Source organism: uncultured Alistipes sp. (genome assembly GCF_902388705.1).
GTDB lineage: Bacteria > Bacteroidota > Bacteroidia > Bacteroidales > Rikenellaceae > Alistipes.
On record NZ_CABMQJ010000015.1, the window covers coordinates 16,226 to 32,162 of the forward strand.

Sequence of the window (15,937 nt, forward strand, 5' to 3'; positions counted from 1 at the left end):
AGACTTGCCGTTTTTCAGCCTCTTCGGCTGGTCGCACAGCGTAGATTGGCTGTTCGCTCAACCGGCGGAGCTGCAGGACGACACTTTGTAAAACGGACGACACCTTGAAAAAATGTAAAAAAAGAGTGCCTGATAATCGAGGATTACCAGGCACTTTTACCTGCCGGCGAAAGCAGCCGGCACGCATTCCACTCTATCGCGCCGGGCGGGCAGACGGCACTTCCCCGCGAATCATCGCCGCACGGACAAAAAACTCGGGTATACAGGACTCGTCCAAAAGCCACTTGGGCGTGTTGGCTTCGTCGCTGTTGCCTGACCAGTCGTTGTAAAACAGGCCGGCCCTGTCGCGTGCATTTTCCCGGGCCCAGTCCATCCAGCGAATGAAAATGTCGACGTACTTCGAATCGCCGTCGAGATTGTAAAGGTCGTGGTATCCCCGGAACAACACCAGGTAGAACCACGGCAGGTCGCGGTTTGCGGGCTGTCCGGCCTGCGTTTCCTGCAAATAGAACCTGCGGGCCCCCTCGGCCAGGCGGCGGGCGTTGCCGAGGTAGGCCGTATCCCCCGTATAGCGATACAACGCGACGGCGCCCTGCAACAGCAGGCCGGTATTATAGGAATAGACCGCCTTGTCCAGGCGCGCCCCGGGCTGTGTCAGCCAAGAATTCCAGACGATGTCCAACTCCGGATCGTGCAGATAGGCGTCAATCCAGTCGTAAAACCGACGGCCCGTCGTAAGGTAATAGGGGTCTTTGGTCGCCCCGTACAGCTCCAGCGCCAGCATCATCGCCTTGCCGTTGGAGCAGCCCGGCTTCTGGTTCGCCACCCCTTCCAGCCACGATACGCCCCCGTCGTAATCGGGCCGCCAGCCGCTCAAAATAAAGGTCATCACCTGCTTGGCCTTTTCCAGATACGCCGGGTTGCGGGTTACGCCGTACGCCGTGATATAAGCAAGCCCCACGAGTCCGTTGTCATCGTAATAGCGGTCGACTTTGCCCATTTTCACGGGATAGGCCTGGTAACCGGCCGGCACGCGCGCATCGTCGTAATACTGCTCGACGGCCATCGCCATCGAATCGACATAGCAGCCGTATTTCCCGGGCTCAATCCCGGCCAGCGCAACGGCCGACGTGAAAACGCCGTCCATCGGCCAGAGGAACGACACCTCCTGCGCGTTCTTCGCACCATCCTCGAAGTAGTTCACGTCGGGACGGTAGCTGTTGGGATAATATTCGGAGAAAAGCCCGTGTCCGGGAACCCGGTAGAGCGCCCAGACCTTGCGGAACATCTCTTCGGCAAATTGGTAATGTTCCCCGGAAGGAGCTACCGCCGCCGTCCGTCCGCAGCCCGCCGCGCAGCACACCGTTCCGAGCATGGCGGCAAAAACAAGTCTCTTCATCATATCAGTATCAGGTTATAATCGGGCCCCACCGGTTTCCGGACAGGCCGCAGGCCTTTTTTCAGAATTCGAGCCGCACGACCACGGGGAAGTGATCCGACGGCGTACGCGCCTCGTAGCTGTGCAGCGAAACCTCTTTCGGGAAAGCCCCCGACTTGATTTCCCCGGCGCTTTCCTCCGTTTCCGTACGGTACGTGTCGGTCAGCACGCCGTAATTGTGCACGCGCACCGACGGGGACACGAAGATATGGTCGATCCGGCTGTCGGTTTTCAGCGAGGGGCTGAAACTGTTGAACGTCCCGTTCGGGGCATAGCGTTTCGCGGCCGTTTCATACGAATCGCTCAAGATGCCCGAGGTGGTGAACGTCGTATAGATATGGTTGTTCTGGTCGACGTTGAAGTCGCCCGTCAGGATCACGAACTCCCGGGGGCCGCACATTTCGCGTATCTTCGCCACGACCAGCCTGGCGCTTTCCTCGCGCGCCTGCACGCCGATGTGATCCATGTGCAGGTTGAAGAACCAGAACCGGCGTTTAGTCTTCTTGTCGAGGAAATGGCCCCAGGTACAGATGCGCGGCAGCGCCGCGTCCCAGCCCCTGTTCGGACGGTCGGTGACCTCCGAGAGCCAGAAATGGCCCTCATCCAGCAGGCGGAAGCGCTCCTTTTTGTAGAATATCGGCGAATATTCGCCCTTGGTCATGCCGTCGTCGCGACCTACGCCGATGTAACCGTAGTCGGGGAGCTGCGCCAGCATGTCGTACAACTGGCCGTCGAGCACCTCCTGTGACCCGAAAATATCGAACCCGTGGAATTCGATCAGGCTGCACACCCACGGGCAGCGGCGCTCCCACCCGTCTCCCCGGGCGGCATCGCCATTGTTGGCATTGCGGATATTGTACGTGGCTACGGTCAGCTCCTGCGCAGCGGCACCGAAGGCCACGGCGGCACACAGGACGAGAATCAGCATTTTTTGCATGACGGCAAGCGGTTTTAAGTTTTACGGATGAAGCAAAGGTACGAAAAACGGACGAAACGAAGCGCTCCGGACAATCCGCAGAAGTAAATATTTCTGCCGGAATAGTACACTTTCGGGCCACGGGCCGCAAGGTTCGGTTATTTTTACTATCTTTGCGATGCTAATAACCTAAACCAATGGAATCAGCCCGCAAAACTCCTGTATCCAAAGTGCTGCCCATCCTTTTCAGTTTTTTCGTGATGGGTTTCTGCGACGTGGTCGGCATCTCGACCACCTATGTCAAAAACGATTTTAATTTGAGCGAAGCCCTCGCGGGCTTCATTCCCTCGATGGTATTTCTGTGGTTCCTGCTGCTCTCGGTGCCCGTGGCGCTGGGCATGAACCGCATCGGCCGCAAACGCACCGTGCAAATCAGCAACGCCATCACAATCGTCGGCATGCTGATTCCGTTCGTATCGTATAATTTCGCCACCTGCATGGTGGCGTTCGCCCTGCTGGGTATCGGCAACACGATTCTGCAGGTATCGCTCAACCCCCTGCTGACCAACGTCGTATCGGGCGAGTCGCTGACCAGTTCGCTGACAACGGGACAGGTCGTGAAAGCCGTCTCGTCGTTCATGGGCCCCATCATCGCACTCTTCGCGGTGAACGTATTCGGCAACTGGCAGTACCTGTTCCCGATTTTCGCGGCCATCACGCTGCTCTCGTCACTGTGGCTGATGATGACCTCGATTCCCAAAGAGCAGGTCGCCGTGCAGTCCGGCAGCTCGGTCGGGGAAACGTTCTCGCTGCTCAAGGACAGCCACATCCTGCTTTTCTTCGTCGGCATCCTCTGCACCGTGGGCCTCGACGTGGGCATGAACACGCTGACCCCGAAGCTGCTCCTCGAGCGCTGCCATCTCGGTATCGCCGACGCCGGGCTCGGGTCGAGCGTCTACTTTTTCTGCCGCACGGCGGGCGCGTTCATCGGCGCCTTCCTGCTGGCGCGTCTTTCGGACATCCGCTACCTGCGCGTCAACCTCGTGATGATGCTCGCAGCGCTGGGCATGCTCTACTTCGCCGGCAGTTACCTCGAAATACTCATATGCGTAGGCGTCTTCGCATTCGCCCTCTCCTGCGTTTTCCCGATCGTCTACTCGCTGGCGCTGCGCCGCCGGCCCGACAAGGCCAACGAAATCTCGGGACTGATGATTACGGGTGTCTGCGGCGGTGCAATCATTCCCCCGCTCATGGGCATCCTGACCGAAACCGTCGGGTCGCAAATCGGCTCGCTCCTCGTCCTGACGGCATGCGCCGCCTACCTGATTTTCTGCGCATACAGCATCAAAGCCAAAACCAACAAATAAATACAACACCATGTACAGATACGACAACCGGGTGGTAATCACACTCGACGCCGGCGGCACGAACCTCGTATTCGGCGCCATGCAGGCCAACAAATTCATCGTCGACCCCATCACTCTGCCTTCGAATGCCGACAACCTCGACAAGTGCCTGGCCACGATGGTCGAAGGCTTCCAGGCCATTATCGACAAACTGGAGGAGAAACCCGTAGCCATCAGCTTCGCATTCCCCGGCCCGGCCGACTATCCGAACGGCATCATCGGCGGTTACCTGCCCAACTTCCCCTCGTTCCGCGAGGGCGTGGCGCTGGGGCCATTCCTCGAGTACAAATTCGGGATTCCGGTCTTCATCAACAACGACGGCGACCTGTTCGCCTACGGCGAGGCGCTGGGCGGCGCGCTGCCCGAGGTAAACGCCAAACTCGAAGCGCTGGGCAGCCCGAAACGTTACAAAAACCTGGTGGGCTACACCTTCGGCACGGGCCTCGGCGTCGGAATCGTTGTAAACAACGAACTCAACCGCGGCGACAACTCGTGTGTCGAAACGTTCTGTCTGAAACACAAGAAAATGCCCGGCATAATCGTCGAAGACGGTGCGGCCATCCGTGCCGTGAAGCGCGTCTACGGCGAACTGACCGGCAACCCGGACCACGGCCTCGAACCGAAAGAGCTCTGCGACATTGCCGACGGCAAACGCGAGGGGGATACGGAAGCGGCGCGCAAGGCATTCGCCGAGATGGGCGAAATCGCCGGCGATGCCATGGCTACGGCCATAACGCTCATCGACGGACTGATTGTCATCGGCGGCGGCATCACGGGCGCCCGCAAATGGATTATGCCCAGCCTGCTGAAAGAGCTGCGCGGCAAGATGCACACCATCACGGGCGAAAAGTTGAACCGCGTGCAGATGAAAGTCTACGACATGGACAACGAAGAGGAGTTCAAGGAGTTCGCCAAGGGCGACCAGCGTGCGCTGAAAGTGTACGGCACCGACCGCTACGTGGCATACGATCCCCAGAAGCGCATCGGCGTTATGATTTCGAAACTCGGCGCTAGCAACGCCATCTCGGTCGGCGCCTACGCATTCGCACTGAGCCAGCTCGACGCAAAGAAACAACAACAATAATCCGATGCCGCCGTTATGAAAAAGTTCGCATTGTATGTCCACATCGCCTTGTTGCTCACAGCGGCAGGAGTGCTGACATGCATCTATTTCATAAACGACGACAAAACCGATACGCTCATCCGGATTACGTTCTGGCTGGCATTGGCATCCTCTGCTTTGGGAATAGTCAATTACCGGCCGGCAGTTAAACGAGAATAAAAGATATGTATAAGTTCCAACCCATCCTCAAATCGACAATCTGGGGCGGCGAAAAAATCGTCCCCTACAAACAAATAACCTCCGGCCAGCACCAGGTCGGCGAAAGCTGGGAGTTGTCGGGCGTCAAAGGCAACGAATCGGTCGTAGCCGGGGGCCCCGAGGCCGGCACTACCCTGCCCGGGCTGATTGCCCGCCACGGCGCGGCGCTGCTCGGCAAAGCCAACCACGAACGCTTCGGGCAGGAGTTCCCGCTGCTGATCAAGTTCATCGATGCGCGGCAGGATCTCTCGATTCAGGTGCATCCGAACGACGAACTGGCCTGGGAACGTCACAAATCGAAAGGCAAGACGGAGATGTGGTACGTCGTCGACGCCGACAAGGGCGCACGGCTCCGCTCGGGATTCGCCAAGCAGGTGACGCCCACCGAATACGAAGCCAGCGTCAACGACAACACCATCACCGACATCCTCGCCGAATACGAGATACACCCCGGCGACCTCTTCTTCCTGCCGGCGGGCCGTGTCCACAGCATCGGCGCAGGCGCTTTCATCGCCGAAATCCAGCAAACCTCGGACATCACCTACCGCATCTACGACTTCAACCGCAAGGATGCCGACGGCAACACCCGCGAGCTGCACACCGAGCTTGCGAAAGGCGCCATCGACTACACCGTACTGCCCGACTACCGTACGAAATACGAAAAGGCGCAAGACCGCGAAGTGGAACTGGTATCGTGCCCCTATTTCACCACGTCGCTCTACGACCTGACCGCACCGCAGACAATCGATTACTCGGCGCTCGACTCGTTCGTCGTCGTAATCTGCGTCGAAGGCAAAGGGACGATTGCCGACGACAACGGCAACGAAATGCCCCTCCACCAAGGAGAAACGGTATTGCTGCCGGCTACCGCAAAATCGCTCACGGTCACACCCGGCGGCAAACTGAAAATGCTGACCAGCTATATCAAATAATCTGAACTTCCCCGCGGGAAGCCCCTGAAGACCGAATCCGGCAGTTCCGACTGCCGGATTTTTTATGCCCGCGCGGCGCCACACTAAATTTACACACAATCGCAATCGAGGATAATAAAAATAATTACCCAGAACGCCTGGTTGTGAAAATATTTTTATTTTTGCTCGATTTCATTGCACGGCTCCGTTCTTTTTAGTACCTTTGGAGGTGCAACCGGCAAACCGGGAAAATCACAGAGAAGCTGACGCTATGGAGCAGAAATTAAGAGAGATTGCATCGAGTTTCGCCCTGGAGGGCCGTGTGACGGCCATCGACTCGCTCGGCGAGGGTTTTATCAACGACACGTTCATCGTCCGCACCGAAGCGGGGACACCGGATTACATCCTTCAGCGCAAAAACCAATACGTATTTCCCGACGTACCGGCCATGATGGACAACATCCGCCGGGTTACGGAGCATATCCGCCGGGGCGTAATCGCCGCCGGCGGGGATCCCCGGCGCGAAGTGATGACCGTCGTCCCGGCAAAGGACGGACGCCTGTACCACATCGACGGCGACGGCCAATACTGGGCCGTATCGGTCTTCATCGACGACACGACGGCCTACAACAAAGCCGACTCCCCGGAACTGGCCCGCAAAGGCGGCGAGGGCATCGGCAAGTTCCAGGCGCAGCTGGCCGATTTCACCGAACCGCTCGCGGAAACAATCAAGGGATTCCACAACATCCGCCACCGCTTCGTGCAGTGGGACGAAGCCCTGGCACGCGACGCCGCAGGCCGTAAGAAAAAGCTCGCCGAAGAGATCGGCTGGATTGAATCGCGCCGCGCCGGAATGCTGGATTTCTGGTCGAAAGTCGAGGACGGCACGATTCCCACGCGCGTGACGCACAACGACACCAAAATCAACAACATCCTGTTCGACAAACAGGGCGAGGTACTCTGCGCCATCGACCTCGACACGGTCATGAACTCGCCGTCGCTCAACGACTTCGGCGATGCAATCCGCTCCTACGCCAATACGGGCGACGAGGACGACCGCGACCTGTCGCGCGTGGGCATCTCGCTCGAAATGTTCCGCGCCTACGCCGACGGCTACCTCTCGCAGCGGGCGAAACAGCTCACCGACGCGGAAACAGACCACCTGGCTTTTTCGGCCCGGTACATCACCTACGAGCAGGTGCTGCGCTTTTTGATGGACTACATCGACGGCGACACCTACTATAAAATCAAATACCCCGACCACAACCTCGTACGCACGCACGCCCAGTACCGCCTGCTGCAAAGCATGGAAGAGCACTACGACCAAATGTGCCGCATCGTGGCGGAGACGGCGGACAAATACCGGAAAGCGTAAGGCAGGACAGCAAAAAAGCGGAACGACATGGCGGAGAAAGAGAGGATGCAGATACGGAAAATAACGGGCGTCGTCCCGATTGACAAACGGGCGGTCGAGACCGCTTTCGGAGAACTCGAACCGCAGCCGATAGCGTGCTGTAACTGGCCGAAACAATTTCCCTACACGCCGCAGGTCGTGTTCCGCATGTTCCATACGGGCAGCTACCTGATGCTGCGCTTCGACGTCGAAGAACGTTGGACGGCGGCTCGTGTCACGGAGGACAACGGAGAAGTTTGGACCGATTCGTGCGTGGAGTTTTTCATCGCTCCCGACGACAGCGGCTACTACTACAACTTCGAATGCACCTGCATCGGACGCCTGCTGCTGGGTTTCCGCAAGGAGCGTGCACACGCCACGCACGCTTCACCCGAAATCCTGGCTTCCGTGCTTCGCACCCCGAGCCTCGGCCCGCGTCCGTTCCCCGAGCATGAGGGCGACAACCGCTGGTCGGTGGTGCTGGCCATTCCGCCGCAGGCGCTGTTCATGCACTCGCTGACGGACTGGAGCGGCGTCCAGGCATCCGTAAACCTCTACAAATGCGGGGATAAACTCTCGCAACCCCACTTTCTATCGTGGAAACCCATCACGGCGCCGAAGCCCGATTTCCACGTGCCGGGATTTTTCGAACAAATTAAATTTTCAAAGATATGAACAACAAATATTCACTTCCGAAAGACGGGGGCCTGATCGAGGAATCGACCCCGCGCGACATCATCCACCGTTGTGAAAAAATACGCACGACGGTTTACGAGAACGAATATACGGGCGTTCAGTACGTCGCCGACACCATCGTCAAGGCAATCCGCACCTACAACGAGCTCCATTGCTCGAACGAAGTCTACGAAGAGTCGCAGCCGTTCGTGCTCGGGCTCACGACGGGCCGCACGCCGCTCGGGCTCTACCGCGAACTGGTAAAACGGCACAAGGAGGGACACATCAGTTTCCGCAACGTGGCCGTATTCAGCCTCGACGAATTCTACCCCATCCGCTCGACCGAACAGCAGAGCCGCAACTTCCGCATCCACGAGGACTTCCTCAACCACATCGACATCCTGCCCGAGAATATCCATATCCCCGACGGCACGGTACCCGAGGATAAGATTTCGGAGTACTGCGCCTCGTACGACCACTCGGTTCGCAAAATCGACCTGATGATTATCGGCGTAGGCGAAGACGGCCAAATCGGATTCAACGAGCCGGGCTCCTATGCCAAGTCGCGCACGCGGCTGGTGCAGCTGACCCACAACACCCGCAAAATCCAGTCGGGTGCATTCTTCGGGTTGGAGAACACCCCCAAGATGGCGATTACGATGGGCATCGACACCATCATGCGTGCCGATAAAATCATCCTGATGGCATGGGGCGAAGAGAAGGCCCAAATTGTACAGAAAGTCGTCGAAGGCGAAATCACCGGCCAGGTTCCCGCCTCGAACCTGCAGGCGCACCCCAACATCGAGGTGGTAATCGACGAAAATGCGGCGCAGATGCTCACCCGCGAGCAGACGCCGTGGCTCGTCGGTCCCTGCAAATGGACGCCCAAGTTCACCCGCAAGGCCGTGGTATGGCTGTGCGGCGTGGTGCAGAAGCCGATTCTGAAACTCACCTACAAGGACTACATCGAAAATTCGCTGGGCGAGCTGCTCGAGCAGGGCCGCGCCTACGACCAGATTAACATCGACGTATTCAACGACCTGCAGCACACCATCACGGGCTGGCCGGGCGGCAAACCCAACGCCGACGACTCGACGCGCCCCGTGCCGTCGAGTCCGTTCCCCAAGCGCGTAGTGGTATTCTCGCCCCATCCCGACGACGACGTCATTTCGATGGGCGGCACGTTCATCCGCCTCGTACAGCAGGGACACGACGTGCACGTAGCTTACGAAACTTCGGGCAACGTCGCCGTACACGACGACGTGGTGCTCCAGAACATCGACACGGCGCGCGAACTGGGCTTCGGCGACCACTATGCCGAAGTCGAGAAAATCATCGCCACCAAGAAAAAGGGCGAACCCGAACCGCGGCCGCTGCTCGACCTGAAAGGCGCTATCCGCCGCGCCGAGGCGCGCGCCGCCGTGCGCTCGTTCGGACTCAACCCCGACACCAACGCCCATTTCCTCAACCTGCCGTTCTATGAAACGGGCGGCATCAAGAAAGGGCTGCTCACCGAGAAAGACATCGAAATCATCGTCAACCTGCTCCGCGAGGTGAAACCCCACCAGATTTACGCCGCCGGCGACCTGGCCGACCCTCACGGCACGCACCGCACCGCCATGGAGGCCATCCTCGGCGCACTGGAGGTCATCAAGGACGACGAATGGCTCAAGGAGTGCCACCTGTGGCTCTACCGCGGCGCCTGGATGGAGTGGGACCTCGGCATGGTCGACATGGCCGTTCCCCTGTCGCCCGACGAGCTGATTATGAAGCGCCACGCCATCTACCGCCACCTCTCGCAAAAGGACATCATGCCCTTCCCGGGCAGCGACCCCCGCGAGTTCTGGCAGCGCGCCGAGGAGCGGACGCAGAATACCGCACGCCTTTACGACCGCCTCGGCATGGCCGAATACCAGGCAATCGAGGTATTCGTCAAGATGTTCTGACACCGAATATTATAATATACCAATTAACCATTCAAACTTATGCGACTGATTATCGAAGACACGCAGGAGAACGCAGGCCGCTGGGCTGCGCACTACATCGTGGAACAGATTAACAAAAAACAGGCTGCCGGCGGCACGTTCGTGCTGGGACTGCCTACGGGCTCGACCCCGCTGACGACCTATAAGGAGCTGATCGCCCTGCACAAGGCAGGCAAGGTGTCGTTCAAGGAGGTCATTACGTTCAACATGGACGAGTACGTCGGGCTGCCCGAGGAGCATCCCGAAAGCTACCATTCGTTCATGTGGAACAACTTCTTCAAACACGTGGACGTCAACCCGGCGAATGTCAACATCCTCGACGGCAACGCTCCCGACCTGCAGAAAGAGTGCGAGTTGTACGAGGAGAAAATCCGCCGTGCAGGCGGCATCGACCTCTTTCTGGGCGGCGTCGGCGAGGACGGGCACCTGGCTTTCAACGAGCCTTTCTCGTCGCTCAACTCGCGTACGCGCGTCAAGACGCTGACCTACGACACGCTCGTGGTGAACTCGCGCTTCTTCGACAACGACGTGAACAAGGTTCCCAAGCAAGCCATGTCGGTCGGCGTCGCCACGGTGCTCGACTCGAAGCAGGTGCTGATCCTCGCGCTCGGCCACAAAAAAGCCCGCGCCTTGCAGCAGTGTGTCGAGGGGCCCTACTCGCACGTCTGCACGATTTCGGCCATGCAGGTGCATCCGCACGGAATCGTCGTGTGCGACGAACCCGCAACCGTGGAACTGAAAGTCGGCACGTACCGCTACTTCAAGGACATCGAGAAGGAGAACCTGATCTGAACCCGGACAGGCTCCAAATAACCAATCCCCGCAGGCCGATGCCTACGGGGATTTTTTCGGTTCCGAACCGCGGCCCCGGCCTGCCGCCGGACGGCCCCCGGCAACCGTCCGCCCCGAACCGGACACCGGACACTACAACCGGACACTGGCAGCCAGACGCCGGCGAAGCGACAAAAAATTCCCCGTACGGCAGGCAGGCTGTACGGGGAACTCGTTTAAGCTGCACTAATCTCTCAACAGGCCGGCTTAAATTATTGGACGTCGGGCTTCAGCAACCCGATTTCGTCGATACAGAAGTAGGTCGGATCCGCCAGGTAGTTGCAAACCGCCTTGAAGACCAGCTTGTCCACCGCACCGAACGACGACAGGTCGACCTTGCGCCAGCCGCTCAATTTCGACTTTCCGGCAACAAGCGTTTCCGTGATACTGCCCTTTTCCACACCGCCGAGCGATCCGGTGATTTTCACCTGGAAGCTATCGGTATCCGCTCCCGTGAAATAATTATACACCCAGGTCGAATTGGCGATATAAAGATGAGCGACGATGCGCGGTTCGAGCAAATCTACCGTCGGATAACCCGAATCACTCATATACTCGGGATACATTTCTGTCGGCGAATTGGAGTCGTAAAATACGGCAAAAGTTTCCGTACCGTTGGCTCCGCCGTCGGCCCACACGGAGAACTGCTGCTTACTGGAGGGAGCGGCCGCATTCCGGTCGTACATCCGTGAAAGCCCGATGCCGCCCCACCCGTCGTACTGCGATGAATAATAGGCATTGAAAACCAGATTCTGATCTGCCGTCGAAAAAAGCATGCCGTCAAAATCCGCATCCACAGCGTATTCCTTCGCACAAAAAGCGTTCGTATAGGTATAATCCCCCATTCCCATCAGGGACATCGTAACGGGGCCGAGTTTCACGTCGTCGCCAGTCATGGCATCGAGCAGGTGCTCGGAGGCCTCGAACGATACTACTTCGCCGTCAAACGGCTTCTCACGCGGACTGTCCTCGTCCGAGCAGGCGGCAAATGCAAGGGCAGCCGCCGCAATCAATAAAAATTTCCCTGTCATAAGATCACTTGTTGTATTCGAGATCATCAATTGCGAAATAGAGCGGGCACATCGAATCTTCCGTTTCAACGACGAAAGTCATCGAAGTCACCGTGCCGAGAGCTGTCAGGTCTATCGTTTCCCATCCGGTTTTAACCGTACCCGCAGTGCCGTCGACCAGCGTCACCTCAACCTTGCCGGTTTCAATCCCGCTGTTATAGCCGGTAATAACACCTTTTACATCGACGGGCTCCGCCGGATTCGTTTCGTTTTTGAAATAGAGGTAGAGGTAAGTCGTATTGGCTACCGCCACACGCTGGGGTTTCACCCCACCGACAAAATGAATCGCAGGGACTCCGTATTCCCCTCCGGTCCACTTGCCGTAATAAAGGACAGCGAACTGTGCCGAGCCGTTGGCACCGCCCTGTGCGTAAACGCTTTTGTCATTGGCAAAACCGGCCGTACTCATATCCGTATGGTTCGAAATCACGAAACCGTTCCACGAATCGTAGGCCATCTCGTAAAGGCCGAGATAATCGGTATACAGCGATTGGAACGCAGCGTCTCCCTCGGTATAAATCGGAGCGAAGAAATATTTCGAACCATCACCGAAAAAAGCGGCTTCCTTATCGTCTTCGCCAAGCGTCACAGCCTGCGATTTACCCCAGATATAGCCGTCGTCGCCAAGACGCGCCTCTTCGAAAGCAACGGTATAAGAGGCCGGGAGTTCAAAATAATTGTACTCGTCATCCGAGCAGGCGGCTAAAGCCGAAGCCGCAAAGGCTAAAAGGAGAAGTTTTTTCATCTTTCGTTTGTTTTTATGTGCATAAAATAAAAAATCCGGTTCCGAACTCCCGGAATCGAATCCACCATTTTACGCAACCGGACTGCACATATAAAATATGCCTGTCCTCACAACAAACGTCCGGCACTACCGTGCCTCCGTCCGAAGCGCTCCGTTCTCCGCAGAGCCAGCCCGAAAATAAGGATTCTCCCACCGGGAGACGCAAGGCAGGTCTTCTGGCTCGTTCCAGCCGCAACGCCTTCCCGGCCGGAGCCAGTGGCTAAAGAGTGTGCGGCAACAGACGGAACTTACAGCAGCGGGAACTGCTGCCGAATTTCACGGCATTCCCATTTAATCACGCCGGGCCTTGCCAGCCCCTTTGTGAACCATTGCGGTGCAAAGTTAAAAAATAAATTCGTATCTTTGCCGACGCAAACAAAAATTCTGCAATAATTATGAAACACGCATACGTATTTCCGGGACAGGGCGCACAGGCTGTCGGTATGGGCAAAGACCTCTACGACAACGTTCCCGAGGCAAAAGAACTTTTCGAGAAAGCCAACGAAATCCTCGGATTCCGCATCACGGACATCATGTTCGCCGGCACGGACGACGAACTCAAGCAGACCAAGGTAACACAGCCTGCCGTATTCCTCCACTCGGTAATCATGGCCAAAGCGCTCGGCGTGAAGCCCGACGCCGCAGCCGGACACTCGCTGGGCGAGTTCTCGGCGCTGGTAGTCGCAGGGGCACTCTCGTTCGAGGACGGTCTTAAGCTCGTTTCGAAACGTGCCATGGCCATGCAGGCCGCCTGCGAGGCACAGCCCGGCACGATGGCCGCCATCCTCGGTTTGGAGGACAAGGTCGTCGAAGATATTTGCGCTTCGGTCGACGGCGTGGTCGTAGCCGCCAATTACAACTGCCCGGGGCAGCTCGTGATTTCGGGCGCCGTGGAGGCTGTTGAGGCAGCCTGCGAGAAAGCCAAGGAGGCAGGCGCACGCCGCGCCCTGCGTCTGCCGGTAGGCGGCGCATTCCACTCGCCGCTGATGGAGCCCGCCAAGCAGGAGTTGGAGAAAGCAATCGCCGAAGCTCCGTTCCAAACGCCGGTATGCCCGATCTACCAGAACGTCGACGCCAAGCCCTACACCGATCCCGCACAAATCAAGGCCAACCTGATTGCACAGCTGACGGCTCCGGTACGCTGGACGTACATCGTCAAGAACATGATTGCCGACGGCGTGACGGAGTTCACGGAACTCGGCCCCGGCACTGTGCTGCAGGGTCTTATCAAAAAAGTCGACGCAGCAGCAGTCGTCGAATCGAAATCGACGCTATAGTCTGAACAGGCGCAAAGCTAAAAGGAACGGTCTGATTTACAGATCGTTCCTTTTGCTTTTATATATTTTGAAACAAAATTTATTAAATTTTATTAAAAACATGTTGTGTTTTTTAAATATACTTATTATATTTGCAGAGGTTTAGTTAAAATGGGACAGAACGGATGACATCACTCACCGAATTTTTCAACAAGCACGAGGACGACACCCTCAAGGGTATTTCGCACAAGAACAGCATCATCAAACGCAACATCATCGCCCACATGGCGGTGAACGGCGAATGCACGCTGTCGGAGCTGACCAAGGAACTGCACATCAGCGTTCCGACCATCACCAAACTCGTACAGGAGCTCGTCGATGAGAATATCGTTACGGATTTGGGCAAGGTGGAAACCCCGGGCGGACGACGTCCCAACATCTTCGGCCTCGCCAATTCGGCCATCTATTTCGCGGGCGTGAACGTCGGACGCGACAACATGACGTTCCTGATTACCGACCTGCAGAACAACATCATCAAGGAGGAGTACGACTACACGTTCGAACTGCAGGACAGGCCGCAGTGCATCGAGCGCATCTGTTCCAACATCGAGAACTTTATCGCCACATGCGGCATCGACCGCGGCAAGATTCTCGGGCTGGGCGTCTGCATGACCGGACGCGTCAATCCCGACACGGGCCGCAGCTACAAATATTTCACCACCAGCGAACAGTCGCTGCGCGACATCCTCGAGGAGCGCGTAGGGCTGCGCGTACTGCTCGAAAACGACACCCGCGCCCGCTGCTATGCGGAATACACGTGCGGCAAATCGAAAGACGAGAGCAACGTCCTCTATCTGCACATGGGCCGCGGCGTAGCCATCGGCATCGTCGTGGACGGGCAGCTCTACTACGGCAAGAGCGGTTTCGCGGGGGAATTCGGGCACATCCCGTTCTTCGACAACGAAATCATCTGCTCGTGCGGCAAGAAAGGCTGCCTCGAAACCGAGGTGTCGGGCATCGCCATCGAGGACAAGATGTGCCGCCTGATCGAACAGGGCGTAAACACAATCCTCAAGGAGAAATACGACCAGCAGAAGACCATACACATCGACGACATCATCGCGGCGGCGAAGAACGACGACAACCTCTCCATCGAACTGATCGAGGAGGCGGGCGAGAAAGTCGGCAAGGCCGTGGCGTTCCTCATCAATACGTTCAACCCCGAAACGGTCATCGTCGGCGGCAATATGGCAGCCGCAGGGGACTACATCATGCTGCCCCTGAAATCGGCGACCAACAAATACTCGCTCAACCTCGTCTACAAGGACACCAAGTTCCGCGTATCGAAAATGACCGAGAACGCCAACGCATGGGGCGTGGCGATGCTTATCCGCAACAATATCATCGGTATCTGATGAATCTGCAGGGCCGGACGATGCGGCTGCGCGCCCTCGAACCGGGCGACATCGACCGGATGTACGCCTGGGAAAACGACACGCAAATTTGGAGCGTCAGCGGCACGCTGGCGCCCTTTTCCCGCCATACGCTCGAACGGTTCATCGAAGAACAGCGATTCGACATTTTCCAGGCCCGCCAGCAGCGGCTCGTCATCGAAATCCCCGAAGGCGACGCCGTCGGGGCACTCGACCTTTTCGAGCTGGATCCGCTCAACCGCCGGGCCGGGCTCGGCATCCTGATCCACGACGCCGGGCAGCGGGGCAAAGGCTACGCCTCGGATGCCGTTCAAACCGCCTGCCGCTATGCACACGACGTGCTGGGGCTGCACCAGTTATGGTGCAACGTGGGCGCCGGCAACGCCGCCAGCATCGCCCTTTTCCGCAAAGCGGGATTCAGCGAAATCGGCATCAAACGGGAGTGGCAATGGCAGCCCGACGGCTACCGGGACGAAATACTCATGCAGAAAATACTGGAATAGGAAACGGTGCCGCAT

15 protein-coding genes and 1 riboswitch are annotated in these 15,937 nt (G+C 57.7%); of the genes, 11 read left to right on the forward strand and 4 right to left on the reverse strand.

The genetic code is table 11. From position 1 onward, the window contains the following. Positions 1 to 193: 193 nt before the first annotated feature. Together QZT71_RS06020 and QZT71_RS06025 are read right to left on the reverse strand one after the other, a co-directional pair. A complete protein-coding gene (locus QZT71_RS06020; protein ID WP_295913936.1) occupies positions 194 to 1,288 on the reverse strand; it encodes a glycoside hydrolase family 76 protein in 1,095 nt (364 codons plus the stop codon). A gap of 172 nt (positions 1,289 to 1,460) precedes the next feature. Beyond that, on the reverse strand, positions 1,461 to 2,375 hold the full coding sequence (locus QZT71_RS06025; protein ID WP_295913868.1) for an endonuclease/exonuclease/phosphatase family protein: 915 nt from the start codon (positions 2,373 to 2,375) through the stop codon (positions 1,461 to 1,463). Positions 2,376 to 2,551: 176 nt separating this feature from the next. Here QZT71_RS06025 and QZT71_RS06030 point away from each other — a divergent pair, with 176 nt between their 5' ends. The 8 genes from QZT71_RS06030 (at position 2,552) to nagB (ending at position 10,837) form a co-directional block, all read left to right on the forward strand. Beyond that, a complete protein-coding gene (locus QZT71_RS06030; RefSeq protein ID WP_295913870.1) occupies positions 2,552 to 3,721 on the forward strand; it encodes a sugar MFS transporter in 1,170 nt (389 codons plus the stop codon). 10 nt (positions 3,722 to 3,731) lie between these two features. Further along, complete coding sequence (locus tag QZT71_RS06035; RefSeq protein WP_295913873.1) at positions 3,732 to 4,844, forward strand: ROK family protein; 1,113 nt, start codon at positions 3,732 to 3,734, stop codon at positions 4,842 to 4,844. Between the two features lie 15 nt (positions 4,845 to 4,859). After that, the gene (locus tag QZT71_RS06040; RefSeq protein WP_295913874.1) at positions 4,860 to 5,042 is read left to right on the forward strand and encodes a hypothetical protein; all 183 of its coding nucleotides are present in this window, start codon (positions 4,860 to 4,862) and stop codon (positions 5,040 to 5,042) included. A 5-nt stretch (positions 5,043 to 5,047) separates the two neighbouring features. Next, on the forward strand, positions 5,048 to 6,013 hold the full coding sequence (locus tag QZT71_RS06045) for a type I phosphomannose isomerase catalytic subunit (protein WP_295913875.1): 966 nt from the start codon (positions 5,048 to 5,050) through the stop codon (positions 6,011 to 6,013). A 250-nt stretch (positions 6,014 to 6,263) separates the two neighbouring features. Continuing rightward, positions 6,264 to 7,367 carry an aminoglycoside phosphotransferase family protein gene (locus tag QZT71_RS06050; RefSeq protein WP_295913878.1) on the forward strand — a complete coding sequence of 368 codons (1,104 nt, stop codon included), beginning with the start codon at positions 6,264 to 6,266 and terminating at the stop codon, positions 7,365 to 7,367. Positions 7,368 to 7,394: 27 nt separating this feature from the next. Beyond that, positions 7,395 to 8,060, forward strand: coding sequence for a carbohydrate-binding family 9-like protein (locus QZT71_RS06055; RefSeq protein WP_295913880.1), 666 nt, complete (start codon positions 7,395 to 7,397; stop codon positions 8,058 to 8,060). Next, positions 8,057 to 10,006 carry a 6-phosphogluconolactonase gene (locus tag QZT71_RS06060; protein WP_295913882.1) on the forward strand — a complete coding sequence of 650 codons (1,950 nt, stop codon included), beginning with the start codon at positions 8,057 to 8,059 and terminating at the stop codon, positions 10,004 to 10,006. The genes QZT71_RS06055 and QZT71_RS06060 overlap by 4 nt, the downstream gene beginning before the upstream one ends. A 39-nt stretch (positions 10,007 to 10,045) precedes the next feature. Next, complete coding sequence (gene nagB / locus QZT71_RS06065) at positions 10,046 to 10,837, forward strand: glucosamine-6-phosphate deaminase (protein ID WP_295913883.1); 792 nt, start codon at positions 10,046 to 10,048, stop codon at positions 10,835 to 10,837. Between the two features lie 251 nt (positions 10,838 to 11,088). Here nagB and QZT71_RS06070 read toward each other — a convergent pair whose 3' ends face one another. Continuing rightward, entirely contained in the window at positions 11,089 to 11,907 is an 819-nt protein-coding gene (locus QZT71_RS06070) for a DUF4465 domain-containing protein (RefSeq protein WP_295913886.1), read from the reverse strand. Between the two features lie 4 nt (positions 11,908 to 11,911). Next, complete coding sequence (locus tag QZT71_RS06075) at positions 11,912 to 12,691, reverse strand: DUF4465 domain-containing protein (protein ID WP_295913889.1); 780 nt, start codon at positions 12,689 to 12,691, stop codon at positions 11,912 to 11,914. A gap of 187 nt (positions 12,692 to 12,878) precedes the next feature. Beyond that, positions 12,879 to 13,076: riboswitch (cobalamin riboswitch) on the reverse strand. A 49-nt stretch (positions 13,077 to 13,125) separates the two neighbouring features. Between QZT71_RS06075 and fabD the strand changes: the two genes are divergently transcribed. From fabD to QZT71_RS06090, 3 genes are all read left to right on the forward strand, one after another. Continuing rightward, complete coding sequence (fabD, locus tag QZT71_RS06080; RefSeq protein ID WP_295913892.1) at positions 13,126 to 14,007, forward strand: ACP S-malonyltransferase; 882 nt, start codon at positions 13,126 to 13,128, stop codon at positions 14,005 to 14,007. Positions 14,008 to 14,171: 164 nt separating this feature from the next. Further along, on the forward strand, positions 14,172 to 15,401 hold the full coding sequence (locus QZT71_RS06085) for an ROK family transcriptional regulator (protein ID WP_295913894.1): 1,230 nt from the start codon (positions 14,172 to 14,174) through the stop codon (positions 15,399 to 15,401). Beyond that, on the forward strand, positions 15,401 to 15,922 hold the full coding sequence (locus QZT71_RS06090) for a GNAT family protein (RefSeq protein ID WP_295913897.1): 522 nt from the start codon (positions 15,401 to 15,403) through the stop codon (positions 15,920 to 15,922). The genes QZT71_RS06085 and QZT71_RS06090 overlap by 1 nt, the downstream gene beginning before the upstream one ends. Positions 15,923 to 15,937: the final 15 nt, after the last annotated feature.